Origin of the sequence: Cytobacillus sp. FSL H8-0458, assembly GCF_038002165.1 — a bacterium.
Lineage (GTDB): Bacteria > Bacillota > Bacilli > Bacillales > Cytobacillaceae > Cytobacillus.
Genome location: NZ_JBBOBR010000001.1, coordinates 3,590,148 through 3,608,626, shown reverse-complemented (window position 1 = coordinate 3,608,626; position 18,479 = coordinate 3,590,148). Strand labels below are relative to the sequence as shown.

19 protein-coding genes, 1 pseudogene and 1 other annotated feature are annotated in these 18,479 nt (G+C 41.9%); of the genes and pseudogenes, 11 read left to right on the top strand and 9 right to left on the bottom strand.

Going from position 1 to position 18,479, the window contains the following annotated elements; translation table 11 throughout:
• Positions 1 to 56 precede the first annotated feature (56 nt).
• The 5 genes from bla (at position 57) to NYE23_RS17870 (ending at position 6,040) form a co-directional block, all read left to right on the top strand.
• Positions 57 to 953 (top strand): class A beta-lactamase, encoded by an 897-nt coding sequence (gene bla, locus NYE23_RS17890; protein WP_445662624.1) that lies wholly within the window; start codon positions 57 to 59, stop codon positions 951 to 953.
• A 212-nt stretch (positions 954 to 1,165) separates the two neighbouring features.
• A complete protein-coding gene (locus tag NYE23_RS17885; protein ID WP_341079688.1) occupies positions 1,166 to 1,996 on the top strand; it encodes a glycerophosphodiester phosphodiesterase in 831 nt (276 codons plus the stop codon).
• Positions 1,997 to 2,365: 369 nt separating this feature from the next.
• Positions 2,366 to 3,574, top strand: coding sequence for a hypothetical protein (locus tag NYE23_RS17880; RefSeq protein ID WP_341079686.1), 1,209 nt, complete (start codon positions 2,366 to 2,368; stop codon positions 3,572 to 3,574).
• Between the two features lie 18 nt (positions 3,575 to 3,592).
• Positions 3,593 to 4,855, top strand: coding sequence for a Zn-dependent hydrolase (locus NYE23_RS17875; protein ID WP_341079685.1), 1,263 nt, complete (start codon positions 3,593 to 3,595; stop codon positions 4,853 to 4,855).
• A 3-nt stretch (positions 4,856 to 4,858) separates the two neighbouring features.
• On the top strand, positions 4,859 to 6,040 hold the full coding sequence (locus tag NYE23_RS17870; protein WP_341079683.1) for a M20 family metallopeptidase: 1,182 nt from the start codon (positions 4,859 to 4,861) through the stop codon (positions 6,038 to 6,040).
• A 154-nt stretch (positions 6,041 to 6,194) separates the two neighbouring features.
• Here the strand turns inward: NYE23_RS17870 and NYE23_RS17865 are convergent, their stop codons facing one another.
• The 3 genes and pseudogenes from NYE23_RS17865 to NYE23_RS17855 all read right to left on the bottom strand — a co-directional run bounded on the left by NYE23_RS17865 (position 6,195) and on the right by NYE23_RS17855 (position 8,037).
• The gene (locus NYE23_RS17865; RefSeq protein WP_341079682.1) at positions 6,195 to 6,554 is read right to left on the bottom strand and encodes a cyclic-phosphate processing receiver domain-containing protein; all 360 of its coding nucleotides are present in this window, start codon (positions 6,552 to 6,554) and stop codon (positions 6,195 to 6,197) included.
• Positions 6,555 to 7,158: 604 nt separating this feature from the next.
• A complete protein-coding gene (locus tag NYE23_RS17860; RefSeq protein ID WP_341079680.1) occupies positions 7,159 to 7,341 on the bottom strand; it encodes a hypothetical protein in 183 nt (60 codons plus the stop codon).
• 82 nt (positions 7,342 to 7,423) lie between these two features.
• Positions 7,424 to 8,037 (bottom strand): annotated as a pseudogene (locus tag NYE23_RS17855) (nucleoside hydrolase).
• Positions 8,038 to 8,286: 249 nt separating this feature from the next.
• Between NYE23_RS17855 and NYE23_RS17850 the strand changes: the two are divergent.
• Positions 8,287 to 8,685, top strand: a complete 399-nt coding sequence (locus NYE23_RS17850; RefSeq protein WP_341079678.1) for a cytidine deaminase — start codon at positions 8,287 to 8,289, stop codon at positions 8,683 to 8,685.
• 55 nt (positions 8,686 to 8,740) lie between these two features.
• Here the strand turns inward: NYE23_RS17850 and NYE23_RS25290 are convergent, their stop codons facing one another.
• From NYE23_RS25290 to NYE23_RS17840, 3 genes are read right to left on the bottom strand one after another with little or no spacing between them, the layout of a single operon-like run.
• Positions 8,741 to 9,145 (bottom strand): GGDEF domain-containing protein, encoded by a 405-nt coding sequence (locus tag NYE23_RS25290; protein WP_445662623.1) that lies wholly within the window; start codon positions 9,143 to 9,145, stop codon positions 8,741 to 8,743.
• Between the two features lie 22 nt (positions 9,146 to 9,167).
• Positions 9,168 to 9,455, bottom strand: a complete 288-nt coding sequence (locus tag NYE23_RS17845; RefSeq protein WP_341079676.1) for a hypothetical protein — start codon at positions 9,453 to 9,455, stop codon at positions 9,168 to 9,170.
• A gap of 57 nt (positions 9,456 to 9,512) precedes the next feature.
• Complete coding sequence (locus tag NYE23_RS17840) at positions 9,513 to 10,289, bottom strand: cache domain-containing protein (protein WP_341079675.1); 777 nt, start codon at positions 10,287 to 10,289, stop codon at positions 9,513 to 9,515.
• 233 nt (positions 10,290 to 10,522) lie between these two features.
• Here NYE23_RS17840 and NYE23_RS17835 point away from each other — a divergent pair, with 233 nt between their 5' ends.
• Entirely contained in the window at positions 10,523 to 10,645 is a 123-nt protein-coding gene (locus NYE23_RS17835) for a hypothetical protein (protein ID WP_341079673.1), read from the top strand.
• Positions 10,646 to 10,736: 91 nt separating this feature from the next.
• Entirely contained in the window at positions 10,737 to 10,937 is a 201-nt protein-coding gene (locus tag NYE23_RS17830; RefSeq protein WP_341079671.1) for a hypothetical protein, read from the top strand.
• 15 nt (positions 10,938 to 10,952) lie between these two features.
• Here the strand turns inward: NYE23_RS17830 and NYE23_RS17825 are convergent, their stop codons facing one another.
• Together NYE23_RS17825 and NYE23_RS17820 are read right to left on the bottom strand one after the other, a co-directional pair.
• Positions 10,953 to 11,420, bottom strand: a complete 468-nt coding sequence (locus tag NYE23_RS17825) for a DUF3291 domain-containing protein (protein ID WP_341079669.1) — start codon at positions 11,418 to 11,420, stop codon at positions 10,953 to 10,955.
• A gap of 108 nt (positions 11,421 to 11,528) precedes the next feature.
• On the bottom strand, positions 11,529 to 11,945 hold the full coding sequence (locus NYE23_RS17820; protein ID WP_341079667.1) for a DUF1284 domain-containing protein: 417 nt from the start codon (positions 11,943 to 11,945) through the stop codon (positions 11,529 to 11,531).
• 237 nt (positions 11,946 to 12,182) lie between these two features.
• On the opposite strand from NYE23_RS17820, the gene NYE23_RS17815 reads away from it, so the two are divergent.
• From NYE23_RS17815 to proS, 3 genes are all read left to right on the top strand, one after another.
• Positions 12,183 to 12,785, top strand: a complete 603-nt coding sequence (locus NYE23_RS17815) for a TetR/AcrR family transcriptional regulator (protein ID WP_341079665.1) — start codon at positions 12,183 to 12,185, stop codon at positions 12,783 to 12,785.
• A 330-nt stretch (positions 12,786 to 13,115) separates the two neighbouring features.
• Positions 13,116 to 16,190, top strand: a complete 3,075-nt coding sequence (locus tag NYE23_RS17810) for an efflux RND transporter permease subunit (RefSeq protein WP_341079664.1) — start codon at positions 13,116 to 13,118, stop codon at positions 16,188 to 16,190.
• A gap of 79 nt (positions 16,191 to 16,269) precedes the next feature.
• Positions 16,270 to 16,484, top strand: a binding site (T-box leader).
• Between the two features lie 55 nt (positions 16,485 to 16,539).
• On the top strand, positions 16,540 to 17,976 hold the full coding sequence (gene proS, locus NYE23_RS17805; RefSeq protein ID WP_341079662.1) for a proline--tRNA ligase: 1,437 nt from the start codon (positions 16,540 to 16,542) through the stop codon (positions 17,974 to 17,976).
• A gap of 84 nt (positions 17,977 to 18,060) precedes the next feature.
• On the opposite strand, the gene NYE23_RS17800 is transcribed toward proS, so the two are convergent.
• A complete protein-coding gene (locus NYE23_RS17800; protein ID WP_341080801.1) occupies positions 18,061 to 18,423 on the bottom strand; it encodes a restriction endonuclease in 363 nt (120 codons plus the stop codon).
• Positions 18,424 to 18,479: the final 56 nt, after the last annotated feature.

Genomic DNA, 18,479 nt, shown 5'->3' with positions numbered 1-18,479 from the left:
TGTGGAAAGAGGTAGTAAATATGAGGAAACAATATCATTCTATTTTTAGTAATAATATGTTAATAGCAGTCCGGCTATTCAGTTTGGTTCTGCTCCTTTCCCTGACTGGCTGTGCAAATGGCAATCATCAATCGGATGCCAGTGCAGCGGAAAACTCCAAAAAAACTTTTGTGAATACAAACCAAAAATTCAAACATCTGGAGAAGGAGTTTGACGCGCGGCTTGGCGTGTATGCATATGACACAGGAACGAAAAAGACTATTACTTACAAATCTGATGAAAGGTTTGCTTATGCATCTACATTCAAGCCGATAGCAGCTGCTATATTACTGAATAGAAAATCATTGAAAGAGATGGATGAAGTCATTACATACACAAGTGATGACCTGGTCACATATTCTCCTGTTACAGAAAAACATGTAAAGACTGGAATGACTTTAAGGGAACTCTGTGAAGCGGCAATCCGGTTTAGCGACAATACAGCAGGCAACTTAATGTTAGAGGAATTAGGAGGGCCTGAAGGATTCGAAGCAGCTTTGAAAGAAATGGGGGATACTGTCTCAAAGCCTGAGCGCTTCGAGACAGATTTGAATGAGGCTGAGCCAGGGGATATCCGGGATACAAGTACACCTGAAGCACTTGCAAAAAGCCTTCAGAAAGTCTTAATTGGCGAATTTCTGCCTGAAGAAAAGCGGAACATTTTAACCGATTGGATGCGGGGTAACGCTACTGGAGATCCATTAATCCGTGCTGGTGTGCCAAGCGGCTGGGAGGTAGCTGATAAAAGCGGTGCAGCAGGCTTCGGAACACGTAATGACATTGCGATTGTGTGGCCGCCGAACAGAGAGCCGATTATCATGACGATCCTGTCCAGCCGGGATTCAAAGGATGCTGAATATGATAACGCTCTGATTGCAGAGGCAGCGGAGATGACAATAAAGGCTTTGGATTAAAACATTTACCAGCGGGGAAGATTCCCCCGCTGAAAAATGTGAAGGGGTATTTTTATTCAGTTTAAAATAGCAGTTTTGTAAAAAAACGTAAGAATAAAGGCTGGTTTTTGTTAACATGATCTTTATTTAGCCATAAAAATAATCACACACCCCTTCAACATTCCTTTTCTAGAATATGGTTGAATACATATTTTAGATAGGAGATGGAGAGCATGAACAAAAAATTATTAATTGGTACAGGGGTGGCTTTTTCTCTGCTATTCAGCCCAATCAGCCAGGCGTTCGCAGCAGAACCGGCAACTGGTGAAAGGAAACAAGTGGATAATATAGCGCACCGCGGTGCCACAGGGTATGCACCGGAGAATACGGTAGCCGGCTTTGATCTGGCTGTTGATATGAAAGCCGATTATATCGAAATTGATGTTCAAAGAAGCAAAGATGGTGAATTAGTGGTAATTCATGATACAACTGTGGATCGTACAACAGATGGAACGGGAAAAGTGAGGGATTTAACGTTTGACTATTTAAGAAGTCTTGATGCCGGCAGCTGGAAAGGAGAACAATTTGCGGGGGAACCGATCCCGACATTTGAAGAGATTCTGGATCGCTACCATGGTAAGGTTGGAATATTAATAGAATTGAAGGCCCCAGAGCTTTATCCCGGCATTGAAGAACAAGTGGCAGATGCTTTAAAAGAACGAAATCTTGATAAGCCGCAAAATGAAAAAATCATTATCCAGTCTTTTAACTTCGACTCTATGAAAACAATGGATCAGCTTCTTCCTAAAGTGCCCATTGGTGTATTGACCTCTAACCGAGCTGATACTACAGCGGAAGCTTTACAGGAATTTTCAGCTTATGCAGATTGGTTCAATCCAAGCTATGGAATTGTCACAGAAGAATTAGTGAATCAGGTTCACTCTCTTGACATGCAAATTGGGTCATGGACAGTGCGCAGCCAGGAAGCCGCCGACTTCCTGTTCGAAATGGAAGTTGACGCCATCATTACCGATTATCCGGATTATGTTGATCCTAGAAACTAATATCAGGAAAAGGAGCGGTTGCCGCTTCTTTTTTTATCTGGAATTTATTTGCTTAATAAATTGATTCTGCTCCATATGAATGGAATAACATTAGGGATGTATTCATTAAATAGTAATCCAGTAAACCCGTCATATTGACGGGTTTTTATTTACTCTCATGTTCTATTAGATTTTTAAAATAATAATATTATTTTACCAAACTAAATAAAGAAACATGCGTCATACAAAAACCGGAATGACATCGCTTACATAAAATTTTCAATAATTTAAATTGACTGAAAAGTATAATTGTATTATTATTCTAACAATATATATATTATTCGCAACACGAATGAATAGGTATTCATCTTAGAGAAGGGGATGGGAATTATGTCACAGTTATTAGCTTTGGTTATTCTATTACTTATTTTATTTATTGGAGATCTGGTTGCGGTTCGCACAAGGGCGTGGGTGCCATCCATTTTCGTCTGTGCCGTACTGTTCCTTGCAGGTTATTGGACATTCTTTCCGCAGGATATCGTAGCATTGGCAGGGGTTCCGCCGGTTGTGGCTACGATGATGATGTACTTATTGATTACCAATATGGGAACATTGCTATCGATTCAGGAATTGAAAAATCAGTGGAAGACGATTGTGATTGCTTTATCAGGGATTCTGGGAATTATCTCAGTGTTAATGGGAATCGGAACATTTATTTTTGGTTTTAAGACAGTAGTTGTAGCCATCCCTCCTTTAGTTGGCGGTGTGGTATCTGCCCTGATCATGTCGGAAGGAGCGAAAGAGGCGGGCCTTGCTTCTTTATCGGTCTTTGCGATCGTGATTTATGTTATGCAGGGATTTGCGGGATATCCGCTTACTTCCATTGTACTGAAAAAAGAAGGGAAGCGGCTTTTACAGCAGTACCGAAGCGGAAAGCTTGCTTTTAAGGCACAGGGCATGGCAGCTGAAGAAACGGCTGCAGCAGCAGAGGCAGCTCCAAAACCTGAGCTTAAGCTTTTTAAAAATATGCCGGAAAAATATAATACAGATTTCTTCAAATTTTTAAGATTGGCTGTTGTATCCTACCTTGCTTATCTGACATCGACACTGCTTGCTCCAGTTGCTAGTGTCAGTCCATTTGTTCTTTGCCTATTGTTCGGGGTTATTGCTACAAGTATTGGCTTCCTTGAAAAGCAGGTACTGCAGAAAGCAAACGGCTTTGGATTTGCGATCATGGCCCTGATGCTCTTTATTTTTGACGGGTTAAAGCAGGCTACACCAGGGATGATGCTTGAGATTATTTATCCTCTTGCAGGAAGCATCATTCTAGGCGTAATGGGAATGTATATCTTCTCATTCATCGCAGGGAAAATTTTAAAGGTGAGCAAGGAAAGGGCCTTCGCTGTTTCGCTGACAGCACTATATGGTTTCCCGGCTGACTACATTATTACGAACGAAGTAATTAAATCTTTAACGGAAGATGAAAAAGAGAGGGAAATGCTGACCAGCAATATGCTGCCGCCTATGCTTGTCGGGGGATTCATCACCGTTACCATTGTGTCGGTGGTATTGGCCGGAATTTTTGTCGGACTATTATAAGAAAGGGATTGGATCGAAATGAGTGAAGTTCAAACAGGGAAAAATGTGAATCTGGAAAAAGTACAGGCGCGGATCGAAAACCATATTGACACCTTAAGCACTTTTACAGCGACTCCAGGCAGAGGAACAACCAGGCTGACGTATAGCCAGGAGGATCTGCTTGCACGGCAGTATATTAAGGCGGAAATGAAGAAAGCGGGCTTGACTGTCCGGGAAGATGGATTGGGCAATATCTTTGGTAAGCTTGAAGGGTCCCTAAAAGATTCACCAAGTGTTCTGATCGGCTCTCACTTTGATTCCGTGCCGAATGGGGGATCCTATGATGGACCTGCCGGAGTTGTAGCAGGACTTGAAGTGGCTGCACTTTTTACTGAGTATGGATTAACGCCTAAATATCCTCTGGAGGTTATCGCCCTTATCGAAGAAGAAGGCTCCAGGTTTGGCGGCGGTTTAATGGGTTCGCGGGGAATGGCCGGTTTACTGGCTGAGGAAGACTTCAGAGCATTGAAAGACAAAGATGGCATAACGACGGTTGAAGCTATGGAGAAAATCGGACTGGATCCATTTCTCCCGAAAGTTCGTGACCCTCAAACCATAAAGGCTTACCTGGAATTGCATATTGAACAGGGTCCAATTTTAGAAGAAAAGAATATCCCGATCGGGGTAGTCGAAGCGATTGTCGGTTTAACACAATTGGAGCTAACCGTAAAAGGTAAGGCCGGGCACGCAGGGACCACTCCGATGGACAGAAGGTCGGATGCGCTGGTTGCGGCCGCAGGAATGATAGCCCAATTTCCCGAGCTTGCTGAATCAGAAGGAGCAGGGACGGTTGTGACAACGGGACGATTGCAGGTGTATCCAAATGGAGCCAATGTGATTCCCGATCAAACAGTATTTTCTGTAGACATACGCTCCGGCAGGGAGGAACATGTCCAGAATGTCATTCAGAAAGTGCATAAATTAGCAGATTCCTATTTTGATAGCGGAATAGAAATAACGGTTGAACAGCTTTTATACATTCAGCCAAAAGAGATGAATAAAGAGATTGTCAGTCTGCTCAAGGATAAAAGCAGTAAACTGGGTTTCCCTTCATGCTCCATGAATAGCGGCGCCGGACACGATGCCATGATTTTTGCTGATTACACAAGTACGGGAATGCTGTTCATTCCAAGCAAAAACGGACTGAGCCATTGTCCTGAAGAATGGTCTGATTCCCGGCATATTGCCGAAGCAGTTCAGATTCTGTTTGAGGCAGCAATAGAGCTAACGGAGGCGGAATAATCTATGATCCATAGCGGTTTAAAAGAGTTGATTGAGGCATATAGTGATGAATTAACAGAACTGCGCAGAAAATTGCATAGTGAACCGGAATTATCATGGGAGGAATTTAAAACGACTCAATTTATCTGTGAGTATCTGGATGGCCTGGGCATCTCATACAGAAAGGCAGAACCAACGGGTGTGATTGCTGAAATTGCAGGCGGACAGCCGGGGAAGACGGTAGCTTTAAGGGGAGACATGGATGCGCTGCAGGTGGAGGAATTGAATAAGGATCTTCCTTATGCATCCCAGGAGAATGGCAAAATGCATGCATGCGGACACGATGCCCATACTGCTATGCTGATGGTTGCTGCCAAGGCATTAAATGAGATAAAAGAAGAATTGTCGGGGAAAGTCCGCCTGCTTTTCCAGCCAGCCGAAGAGGTAGCGGAAGGGGCAAAGAGGATGGTGGAACAGGGAGCAATGGAGGATGTGGACAATGTCTTTGGCATCCACATCTGGTCGCAAATGCCAACACATAAAGTGTCCTGTACACCAGGGCCATCCTTCGCATCAGCTGATATCGTCAAGGTGACATTCAAAGGAAAAGGCGGGCATGGGGCGATGCCGCATGATTGCATTGATGCGGCTGTTGTTGCCTCTTCTTTTGTCATGAATGTGCAGAGTGTGGTGTCCAGAACTATTGATGCCCAGCAGCCTGCCGTACTCACCATTGGGAAAATGACGGTGGGTACAAGATTCAACATCATTGCTGAAAATGCAGTCATCGAGGGAACAGTCCGCTGCTTCGATCCTGAAACAAGAGATCATATTGAAAAACAGCTGCGGCAATATGCCGAAAACACGGCAGCTATCTACGGTGCTAATGCAGATGTAGAATACATTCGGGGTTCGCTGGCTGTAATCAATGATGAATTCAGTGCGCAGCTAGTTCAAAAAGTAGCATCTGCTGCTTTCGGGAATGACGTACTTTACAATGAAAAACCGACAATGGGTGGGGAAGACTTCAGTTTCTTCTTAGAAAAAGCACCTGGCAGCTTCGCCCTCGTTGGCAGCGGCAACCCAAAGAAAGACACAGAATGGGCCCACCACCACGGCAAATTCAATATTGATGAAGACGCCTTATCAACTGGTGCAGAGCTTTATGCGCAATATGCGTGGGCATACTTGAATGAAAAGCGATAAAGCTGTTAAATCCGCTCCTCTTAGTGGAGGAGCGGATTTATTTTAACTATTAAAGACATTAAAAAAGGAAGCAGTAGATTAACTCTGCTCCCTATTCACTATTAATTTATATAATTCCTGTGACTAAGGAGATAAGGTGGATGTCGTTGGATCTCTAATAGTTGTGCAGATAGTTTGGCGGAATGTAGTTGAGGGGCAGTGGACGTAAAATTACTTTAATGTCAGTGGGCATTTCAAAATCGCGCTGTGCTTGTTTTAAATAATGATACATGGCTTTCCCGCCTACTGAATTGGCAGAGTGGACAGTTATTCGATCCGCAAATAGCTGTTTTTGAACCATTATATGAACAAGCATAAGACCATTTCTAGATTTGCTTACTAAGTCATGGTCTAAAGACAAGTGGTCAATTTCATAGGTCTGAAGCAAAAGGATACATTCATCAATGGTCTCAACTAATACATGACCATCCGGCGCTTTCCGATAATCATCCAGAAATACGCTTATTTTCTCCATTTTTTAATCCCCTTTCGAAGGGGTGACTAAGAAAAGTCAAGTTGACCCTTAAAATTTGTTACTCTTTTCATTGTAACATACATATGTAAGCAATGATACCGAAGAGGGATGGGACTATAGTAATTAATATGGGCTCTGATTCTTCTTTTTGATACATCTTGTATTCTGAAATGTGCTTTGGAGGCGGATCTCTGGCGGGTGAGTCGGGACTTGGTGCTGCCTGGGACATAGAATGCGGAAATCTGGGCTGCGGAGTTTGAACTCGGAGCATCTTCGGACAGAGAATGCAGAAATTCGCGGTTCAGAGTCCGAACCTGGGGCAACTTCGGACACAAAAAGTGAAAATCCAGCTTCAGAGTCCGAACCTGGGGCAACTTCGGACACAAAAAGTGAAAATCCAACTTCAGAGTCCGAACCTGGGGCAACTTCGGACACAAAAAGTGAAACTCCATCTTCAGAGTCCGAACCTGGGGCAACTTCGGACATAAAAAGTGAAAATCCAGGGTTTAGAGTCCGAACCCGGTTCACCTTCCTGCAGAATGAGCAAAAATCAAGAGAATGAGTCCGTACTCCTGCGGTCAGAACAGAAAAAACCATCCGGCGCTTATTCTCCAGAGTTTCCTGTGGAACTCATAACTTGTATAAAATCTTCAATAAATCCCTGATAGTTAAAAATATTTTTATTCTTTTCAGCAGGCTTGGAGCTGACTCTGAAATCAGCGATGGATGTCCCTCTTCCTTCATCCGCTGTTAATATTTTTACATCTCTTCTAATGGAGCTTTCCATTTCAGGATTGACCATGAGAAACAGTGTTAAAACATCATGTATGGAGCACCGTTAATCCCGGGAATGAGTTTTTTATATGCTTCTATAAGTACTCCATTGCCTCATCCATAATCTGAATCAGCGGGTTGTCAGTCAGCTTCTGTATCATATTAATATGTTCCATTGTAATGATGGCCTTGTTCGTAACATTAAGCGGGACAATATAGATATTATCCATATTGGTTACTACTACCTGTGAAGCAACTGGGTCACCATAAAAATTTGCCTCAGCTGAGGAAGTAACATTTCCAGGAACCAAATAAGCACCGCCCATAATATAAAACTCTTTAATGACCTCGGATATATTTTCCCCAAATAAAAATAGTGCAGCTAATGAGGTATTTCTCCCAACGTCTACTACAGTAACGTCCGGGTTCATTCTTATAATGTTGTAGAGCTCCGAAAAATTCGTCAGCTCTCCCTGCACATCCACCGGAGGGCGTATCGGACCCAATCCCTCTTCTCCATGAATATCAGGATAGAACCTTGGGATTTCCCCTGATGATGGACTATTAGGTCCGCCATAATAGGGATATCGCTCCTGCCGGCTAGTTGGAGCAGATAAGTGATATTGTCTGTTGCTTGTTCTTTAGTGACATTCCCGTAACTCGATACGATAGCTAACACCTTGATGCCGGGATTAAGAAGGGCATACATGATGGCAACAGAATCATCAATGCCAGGATCTGCAAACAAAATGATTTTTTTCTTTTATCTTCCTCCCAAATAAAATATCCATTTCTATAACATATCAAAGGAGGAAGGGGGTTATGCCATTAAGGCGGGGAACCTTACCGCCGATATTGACAAACATTTCAAAAAAATATATGATAAAAATCCTGCCAATTTCACATTGGCCTAAGGGGACTGTGAAAAGTTCATTCTTCTTTGAAAAGGATGGGTACAATGAATAAAGAGCAATTGATGGAAAGTGCACGCAGTATGAAGGAAAGAGCTTATGCTCCATATTCCAAATTTTCGGTTGGAGCCGCCTTATTGCTGAAAGACGGCACTGTCATTAATGGCGTGAACGTGGAAAATGTTTCGTTAGGTGCAACGAATTGTGCCGAGAGAACAGCTATTTTTACTGCTGTTGCAAACGGTTACAAAAAAGGTGATTTTCAGGCCATAGCTGTTGCTGGTGATACGGCAGCTTTTCTTCCGCCGTGCAGCATCTGCAGGCAGGTGTTAGCCGAGTTCTGTATGCCTGATATGCCAGTCTACTTAACAAATGAGAAGAAAGAAATATTGGAACTGACATTAAAGGATTTATTGCCGTATGCCTTTACGGATTTAGAAATGTAACATAAAAGGAGGGCAAGTTTTGAGAGATATTCACTCAAAGCTTGCCCTCTTTATTTTACACGGCGGTAACCACTCTATTTCTTCCCTCTTGTTTGGCCTTGTATAATGCCTGGTCCGTTTTGTTCATTAACTCTGAAAAGCTATCTGCTGAATCGGGAAAACTGCTAATTCCCATGGAAACAGTGATTGGTTTTCCGGAGGGGCTTAAGGTGTATTCTGTGGTTTTCCTTATCCGTTCTGCAACAGATTCCGTGATGTGAACTTCGGAGCCGGGAAGGATGATTAGAAATTCTTCGCCGCCTATGCGGAAGCACAGATCACTTGCTCTCGTTTCCCTCTTAACTAATTCAGACAGAAATTTTAATACTTCATCTCCCACTTGATGGCCAAACAGGTCGTTTACTGCTTTAAAATGGTCAATATCAAATAAAATGATGGAGTACCTATCGAGCTCACTTATCCTTTTTTCTAAAAAACGGCGGTTATAGAAGCCGGTAAGCGGATCCAGGTTCGACTCGCTTTCTGCATACGTCAGTTTGGTCTGATAAAAAATCCACAGCTATTAAAATAGCACGCTTTAATTCCTTTAACTCAAAATACCAGCCGGGAATTTGCGGCACAGGACGAGATGGTTCGGTCGTCATCTGCTTTGCGTACAAAGCTAAGTTTCTGATCGGATTTACAATTTTTTTCAGCATGATCAGGGAAAGGGCGAAAACAAACAGCATAAAGAGAATGGCAATCAAGCTTACCTGCCTGGCCATTTCCATGGTTGGCTCCAGCACAGATTCTGTAGGAGTCTGGGATACAATTCCCCACTTGCTTGTTTAGGTAGCAGAAGCATATCCTGCAAGCATGGAAATGCCTTTCGTATTCGTGACCTCCAGATTTCCGTTTTTTCCTTCTAAAACCTGCTTAACAACTTTGTTTTCTGTTACATTATCGTTAATTCTATCTTTGACCGGGTGATAGATAATATTTCCTTCAGAATCAATGACATACACATATGAATCGTTTTCATGTTTTGGATGCTGTCCGAGAACTTTGGTAAGGCTGTTTTCTTCTTGCAGATAGATGCTTCCTGCAAGAAATCCCTTATACGATCTATTATCATCAAAAACAGGGACAGAAATAAGCATAATTAATTTTCCGGTCACGCCTACGTAAGGCTTTGATATTATAGGAACTTTCTTTTCCAGGGATTTTTTTGCACCTACACTATTTAATCTTGTTCCATCTAAAGCCATATCAGGTGCAGATGCCACTATGCGGCCGGTTTTGTCCGCAAAAAATGCAGAATTGAAATAGGTAGTCGACTGCAGTATAAACTCTAATTCTTTGTGGATTTTCCGAGAATCGTTCGTCAGGTAATTTATATTCTGTGATTCCGTTGTGAGATTTTTAATCATATCTTCAAATAGAGAGTCTGTTGTAGCTGCGAGTTTTTGAGCATAATATTGATTCTCTATTAAATAATTTTTCTCCAGGTTGTTCTTACTGACCACTACACTCGAAATGACACTTCCGGCAAAGGTGCCAAGCATAGCAAACGCCAGTAAGCCTAAAATAAGCCACTGGATGCTTAACCATATAGGTTTTTTCATTCTCTTCACCAATAAAAAAAGTGCTATTTATAGTTCAAATAACCTACTAAAATATACCATGGGATTTAAATGACTCACAACAAGAAATAAAAAATTTACGGATACTAGAAGGAGTTTCCAACTTTTAAAAGAAATGAAAGTACATGTTTGGAAGTTGAAAAGGAATATAAATTGAAAAATTAGTGTAAGAGGATTCTGTCTGATTTTTAATCTGCAGTGAGGAGGTGCAGTTCATGTTCAAAAAGGATAATAAAGTGAATAAAAAAGAGATTTGGGCCATCGGAGGTTTTCTATCTGGCGCAGGTGCTGGTGCCATATTGGGGATAATAGCATACAATCAGCAGTGGCTTGGGTGACTGGAGAGTAAAGTGGTTCCCGCATCTGGAAAGTGCGGGAACCATTCTTATTTATTTCTCATAATATTATATGGGAGAAATGAGGGATTCCATGCCAAAGTATATCAGTATTTTCTTCTTATTCGCGATGGTTAGTGTCTTACTCTTTTTTATCTTTGGTTCAGTATTTATGGGCGGAAGGAGTCCGGCAGAAGAAGCGGTATACACATTCGGAACAATCATTGTCCTGCTTCTGTCTTTAGTTATTTCACAAATTTGTTATTTAATTGATTTGATTAATAAGAAACGGTAACCCATTGATTGTCCGCTATTTAAGTGCAGCCGGCTCCCCAAATTCATCAAATGGATGCTTAAAGTCAAATGCATAAGAGTCAGGTCCATGCTGGATATAAGAATCATATCTTTTGAAAGCTTCCTTCCAGGAAACATTTGATAGCATATCCGACCACCATATCACATAATTAGGCTTTCTCTCCGGAAGAGGGTCAAACCACTTATTCCTGTCCTGCAATGCTTGCCTATGAAGACCTGAATAGGTAAACCGATATAAAGATTGCAGGTCTTTCCATACTGTTAAGGTAAGAACAGGAGTACCATTTCCTTTGATCATTTCTTCAGGAAGCTTCACTCTATTTGGGTTGAATTCTTTGATGAGCTGCCCGGTTTTAGCAGCCTCACTCATTACTTGATTTCCTGTTATAAAGAACTCTCTGGAGGCAGGGTGTTCTTCCGAATGTTTTAGCTGTCCAACTGTCAAAATTGCCGCAAATGCCAAGTTAACTCCTCCATCTATCTTTTTTATATACCTATATTCTGGAAAGAATGGACTAATACCTGGATGGAGGGGGAAATTTAGTGGATGATGTTTTTAATAATTGGTATTTTATTTTATTTCTCTTAAGCCCTGCCCTTCAAGAATATCGCGAATACCTTCTTCACAAACGCCATATGAGCGCCACGAACAAGTTTCACAAACGGTCTGTATGTCTGAGGGAAGGGCATACTTCTGGATGTTTGACTCAATGTCCTGCCAGTACAGAATTTGTCCGATATTCAGCCCTAATTTCTCCAGAATAACTGCATCCCTTTCATAAATATCGTGGTGCTCACAATGGTATTCGCCTGAGTTGGGATACTTTGCACACAGGTGATCCGGCCCTTTAACAAGCTGTATCCATGTCCTGGGGTTGTCTCTCAAGCTTTGATGCATATGGGTCATATTTTCAACATATTCCTGGGAATAGCCCATTCCCCGATAGCCCAGAAGGCAAAAGAGATGATGGCCGCGCAGCTTATACATACAATCCCCCCATTGTTTCGTTCAGAGATTAGGGTTAACTAAAATCAACAATAGGTTAACATAATTATTTATATTTTCATATATTTTTACCTTATGGACAATGATTGAAAAGTTGAGAAATGGGAATATGTAATAGAATCAAATTAAACGGGCACATTGATTGTTGACGCATTTCATTATAGTTTTTATAATCTTATCAAATGATAGGGTTTCGCTTAGTTGAAAGGGATTTTGTTTATGTTGCTAAATGCAAGCGATACACATAAAAAAATTGTTAAAGCAGCACATGGGCTTTTTATGGATTTAGGCTATCGGGCGGTTTCCACAAGAAGAATTGCTGAAGCCTGCGGCATTACGCAGCCCACCCTTTATCATCATTTTTCTAATAAAAAGGCCATATATATGGAAGTGCTGAGGACTGAACTGGTTGATATGCAGAGCGCTTTAAGCAGAATTATTAAGCGCTTTGAGGATGATATTGAAGAATGTTTATTTCAGGTCACTTATTATATTTTAATCAATAAGCCTCCTTCAATGGGCCAGATGTTTCATGATATTCAAAAAGAATTAGATCAGGAGCATCAGGGAATCGTCCGGAAATGGTGGATGGAGTCTTATCAGGATCCGATTGCCTCAATCTTTGAAAAAGGGATTAAAGATCATAAGCTGCGGGATCCAGCGGAAATAGGGTCAGACCCGGTTTCATCGGCGTACCTGCTTTTAAGTCTGATTTCATCAAGGAATACCGATTACAAGTTGAAAGAAAGCCTGGCGAAAGAACAAGCCGGATTTTATGTCAAAGTGATTCTTTATGGTTTATCGCAGTCTAACGGGCAGTAAGACCCCCACTTTGAGACTCAGTGGAATCAGAGGAGGATAAGTGGGGTCAAACTGCCCGTAAAGGCCCGAAAGAAGGACAAAGACTAAAAACGCCACATCCTGTGGCAACGTCTTTGTGACCCACTTCCTGTGGGCCTCAACTAACAATCAGCGGGGAAAAGCCCCCCACTGATTGAAGTTTCACTTTATCGGCGTCAAAGGAATAACGAATAATAACTTTAACAAAATGGCTTGTTAAAGTTTTTTTTTTTGGAAACAGTCTATCAATTGATAGGTTTGTATAGTTTTTGTATAATGTTTTTATAAATTAATTATAAAGGAGATTAAAAGATGAATTTTTTAACAAAGTTCAGTTTAAAGAATGCCGTTGCGGTCTTTATCATTTCATTTTTATTAATCACTGGCGGTATTTACTCGTTTACAAAATTAAAAGTAGATCAATTCCCTGATATTGAATTCCCGCAGATATCCATTGAAGCGGTATACCCTGGTGCATCTCCATCTGATGTAGATAAACAGGTAGTTTCAAAGCTTGAAGATCAGCTGGATTCCATTGAGGGTGTAAAAAAAATGACCAGTTCTGCTTATGACAGCATTGGGATCATTAACCTGGAATTTCCGTTTGATACAGATCTCGATAAAGTGGAACAGCAGGTGAATTCCGTTATTGATGAAGCCGGATTGCCTGAAGAGGCTGATGTGAAATTAAATCGGCTCTCTTTTGGCTCGTTTCCAATTTATAATATTTCCTTTTTCAGCAAGGACGGGGAAAGCATAGAAGCTGTCATGAAGGATGAAGTGATTCCTGAATTAAATAAAATAGAAGGAATCAATAGCGTATCTGTTGCTGGGTTAACCGATAATCTTGTGCAAATTACGGTCGATAAGGAGAAAGCAGCTCAAGCTGGATTATCTCTCAGCAGCATTAAAGAGCAGATCAATGAAAAATATCTTTCTTTCCCGGCAGGTGAGCTAACAGAAAGGGAAGAGCAAATCCCGATCCGTGTAGAAGAAAATCTTGATTCTATTGCAAATCTGGAAAACCTGCAGCTTCAGCCTGCTTTTGGCGGCGCTCCAGCTGAAGGTGCCGGTGCCGGCGGAGAGCAGGGCACTCAGCAATCTGCCGGAATTCAATTAAAGGATATTGCCGGCATTGAGCCAATAACAGATAAAAGTGAATTAGCACGTTATAATCTGAAAGAATCTTTATCCATGGCGATCACAAAAAAACAGGAAGCCAACACCGTGGAAGTGGCAGACAAGGTGACGAGTGTACTGGAAAAATACGATGATCAGCTTGACTATGAGATTGGCATCGACTCTGCCAAGGATATTGAAAAGTCTGTCAGCACTTTAGTCAAGGAAGGTTTATTGGGGGCCCTATTTGCGTCCATTGCGGTTCTGGTTTTCCTTCGCAATGCCAGAGCGACCATTATCGCAGTCGTTTCCATTCCTTTGTCCATTCTGATTGCGGCGATTTTTCTAAACCAAATGGACATCTCATTAAACATCATGACACTTGGCGGCATGGCTGTAGCTGTAGGGCGTGTAGTGGATGACAGCATCGTCGTCATCGAAAATATTTTCAGGCGCGTCCGCAAATCCAATGAGGGAATGTCCGATAAAATTATTTTAGAATCCACCAAAGAAATTCTAAAGGCAATCACATCCTCTACTTTAACCACGGTTGTGGTATTCCTGCCGATTGGTTTTGTTGGCGGGATTACAGGGAAATTCTTTTTGCCTTTTGCTTTAACGATCGTGTTCTCTCTTTTAGCATCGCTGCTCGTTTCCATCACGATTGTGCCGATCCTGGCGAAATTTTCGTTTAAGAAGGTGCCGGCTGAAGAAAAAGAGGGAGCACTTCAGAAGTTCTATGGCCGTTTAATTGAAAAATCGCTCAATCACAAGTTAGTTATCTTATTTATTTCTCTCGTATTGCTTGTTGGTTCATTAGCGGTTGTGCCTTCTTTAGGATTTACGTTTATTCCGAATGAACAGTCCAAAACGCTGACAGCATCGATTGAATTGCCATCATCCGCTTCCCTGGAAAAAACAAATAATATCTCGCTGAAGGTGGAAGAGATGCTGGATGAGCAGAAAGAAGCGGCAGATGTCACAGCCGCTATAGGAGCCCGGGATTTTGCCACAGGACTGCGGCTTGAAAACAAAGCAAGCTACTTTGTTAACTTAAAAGATAATGTAAATGTGGAGAAAACGATTAAATCAATTGAAAGTAAAATAGAAGATATCTCAGATGAGGAAAACGCTGATTTGAAGATTAGTGTGCAGGAGCTGGAAACAGGCGGGCCTCCTTCGAATAATAACGTGGATATTGACTTGTTTTCCAATGATTTAGAGGCATTGCAGAGGGCTTCCAAGCAAGTGGAAGAGTATATGCAGAAAAATAATGATCTGAAATATATTACGAACAATTTCAGCGAAAAGCAAAAGCAATTTTTAGTGGAAATAGATTCTGAGAAAGCAAGTGAATATGGTTTGTCAGGATTCCAGATTCTTGGAACTGTCAGCGATCAGACGAAGCCTGTGAATGTCGGGACGCTGCTGCTGGATGATAAGGAGCAGGAGGTCCAGCTGTCTTTTGATAAAGAGCTCGGATCAAAAGATGAACTGGAAGAGGTCACCCTATTTTCTCAAAGAGGACCAGTCCAGCTTTCAGAAGTGGCTGAGGTAAAGGAAATCGATACCTTCACATCGATTCAGAAGCTGGACAGTAAGGTTTATGCCCGTGTTTCAGGCCAGGTTAAAGGAAATGATGTGCAGGCAGTATCATCAGAGGTAAAAGCGGGAGTGGAAAAGCTTGATCTGCCGGATGGAGTATCCTTAACGAGCGGTGGAGGAAATGATGAAACAGTGGAGATTTTCCAATCACTGGGGATTTCCATTCTTGTGGCAATCGGGCTTGTGTATCTAACCATGCTGATTACCTTTGGTAAAGCCCGTATTCCATTTATTATCCTTTCATCACTCATATTTGTTCCGATAGGTTCGCTTGTATCACTTTACATTATTAATGAGCCTCTTTCTGTAAGTGTGATGATTGGCTTCCTGATGCTGATAGGAATTGTAACAACGAATGCGATTGTGCTTGTCGACCGGATCGGGCAGAACAGAACGAAAGGGCTGCCGATTAGAAAGTCGTTAGTTGAAGCAGGGAAAACAAGGTTAAGGCCAATTTTAATGACAGCATTTGCGACAATTGCCGCATTAATCCCGCTGGCACTGACCACCTCATCAGGTACCCTTATTTCAAAGGGCCTTGCGGTAACGGTCATTGGCGGTTTAACATCATCCACACTGCTGACATTAATTATTGTTCCTGTTGTGTATGAATTATTTTTCCTGAAGACGTCTAAGATAGAGAGAAGAGCTGAGGGGAAATAGGGTGGAGGGAACACTCCATCAGGAATTTATTTCTGCCTGTATTGAATTACTCATCACAAGTTGGTATATTATCATATATATGTAATCAATGATGTGATCAAGTAAATAAGGATTGTGAAACAGAAAATATAGCCTGGGCTGAGAGCTATATCACCCCTCCTTATTGAAACCTGCCACTGAGATGTTAGGAAAAAGCTAACCGGGTCGTTTCGTTATTAACGATTAGAGGGCTTTAGATTTTGTAAAGCCGAACTAAGGTGGTACCGCGTCTATTAGCATAAAGACGTCCTTTTGAAGGACTCTTTATGCTTTTTTTATTCTTAAAAAGTATTTTCAGGAGGTAAAGAAGATGTCTCAAAACACCAACAACTTTTCAAAATGGTATCTGGAAACGATACAAAAAGCAGATTTATTTGATTACACCCCTGTTCGCGGGTGTATCGCCTTTAAGCCTGATGGCTATGAAATTTGGGAGCATATTCAGGCAGAGATGGATAAGCGTTTTAAGGAAACCGGCCACCGCAATGCCTATTTTCCGATGCTGATTCCGGAGAACTTTTTTCAAAAGGAAAAGGATCACATTGAAGGGTTCTCGCCAGAGCTTCCGTGGATCACAGAAGCGGCAGGAGAGAAGCTTGAGGAGCGTCTGGCGCTACGTCCGACTTCTGAAACGATGATTGGACATTTGTATTCCGATTGGATTAAAAGCTACCGGGACCTGCCAGTCTTAATCAATCAATGGGCGAATGTATTCCGCTGGGAGAAGAAAACTCTTCCTTTCATCCGCACATCAGAATTTTTATGGCAGGAAGGCCATACAGCACATGTGGACGAAGATGAAGCGCGCCAGGAAACGATGCAGATGCTCGAAATCTATAAAGAAGTGGTAGAAGGCTTGCTTGCGATTCCAGTTTATGATGGGCAAAAAACACCATCCGAGCGCTTTGCAGGTGCAGTTGATACGTTCTCCATTGAAGCGATGATGAAGGATGGAAAAGCGGTACAGGCGGGAACTTCCCATTACTTGGGCACAAAGTTTGCGGAAGCTTTTGATATCAAATATTTGAACAAAGAAAATAAACATACTTTTGTCCATACAACATCATGGGGTACATCCACAAGGTTAATCGGCTCTGTCATCATGGTTCATGGTGATGAACAAGGCCTTGTGCTGCCTCCAAGAGTAGCACCGACTCAAGTCGTGCTGATTCCAGTCGGACCATGGAAAAAGAACCCTGCGATTATGGAGAAATTAGATGAAGTGTTTGCTGCATTAAAGGCAGAAGGAATCCGCGTACGCCTTGATGATTCCGATCAATCACCAGGCTATAAATTTAACGAGTGGGAGCTAAAAGGCGTACCTGTCCGCATAGAGCTTGGGCCGCGTGATTTAGACCAAAATCAATGCTTAATGAAGGCACGGGATCTTGGGGACAAAGTGGCTGTTCCGCTTGATTCTGTTCTAGATAGCATCAAAAAAGAGCTTGAAACCATGCAGACTCGTTTATTAGAAAAAGCTAAAGAATTCCGTGCGGAGCATTCGCACACACATATCGATACAATCGAGCAGTTAGAACAGCACATTGCACAAGCTGAACAAAATGATGCCATACCAGGATGGATCTTAGCCGGATGGTGCGGTGATGACGCCTGTGAAGAAAGTGTAAAAGAAAAAACAAAATTTACGACACGGAACATCCCGTTCAACCCGCCGGCAACGAAAGATACCTGCATCCATTGTGGAAAAGAAGCGAAGCATACGGTTTGGTTTGCGCGGGCTTACTAAAGCGATAATATGAAAATTATGTGACGAAAGGGCCGCCTCACTGAGGCGGCCTATTTTTTAAGGTCTCTACAAATATCAAGGTTCCTATCCCCGGACTTTCTCCCCTTTGTTCGCTTTTAGTATCCAATTTATGAATTGTTCCCGATCGCATAAGCGGGTATTGTTTGCTATAGCATATTCAATTGCTTGCGGGGTGAAACGCTCGTTTGTAATAACCCAACATTCACCCGCATCATAAATATCCATTTGTTTTAAAGTTTTCTGGACAAGGCGAATTCCTATCTCTCTTTTATGGCTTTTGACTTTTACAATCGCTTGATTGCCTGTTGGATGGGTCAGTAAAAAACTTATATCCGGATTTTCATCATCCGGCTTTGTTATTGTATACCCTAATTTAGTTAAAAGGGGGATGGTGAAATCCTCTAATTGCTCATCTGAAAGTTTGATTAGGGTATCCTACTTCTTCCTTGTACAAGATAATAGCAGCCAACCATGTTAATATC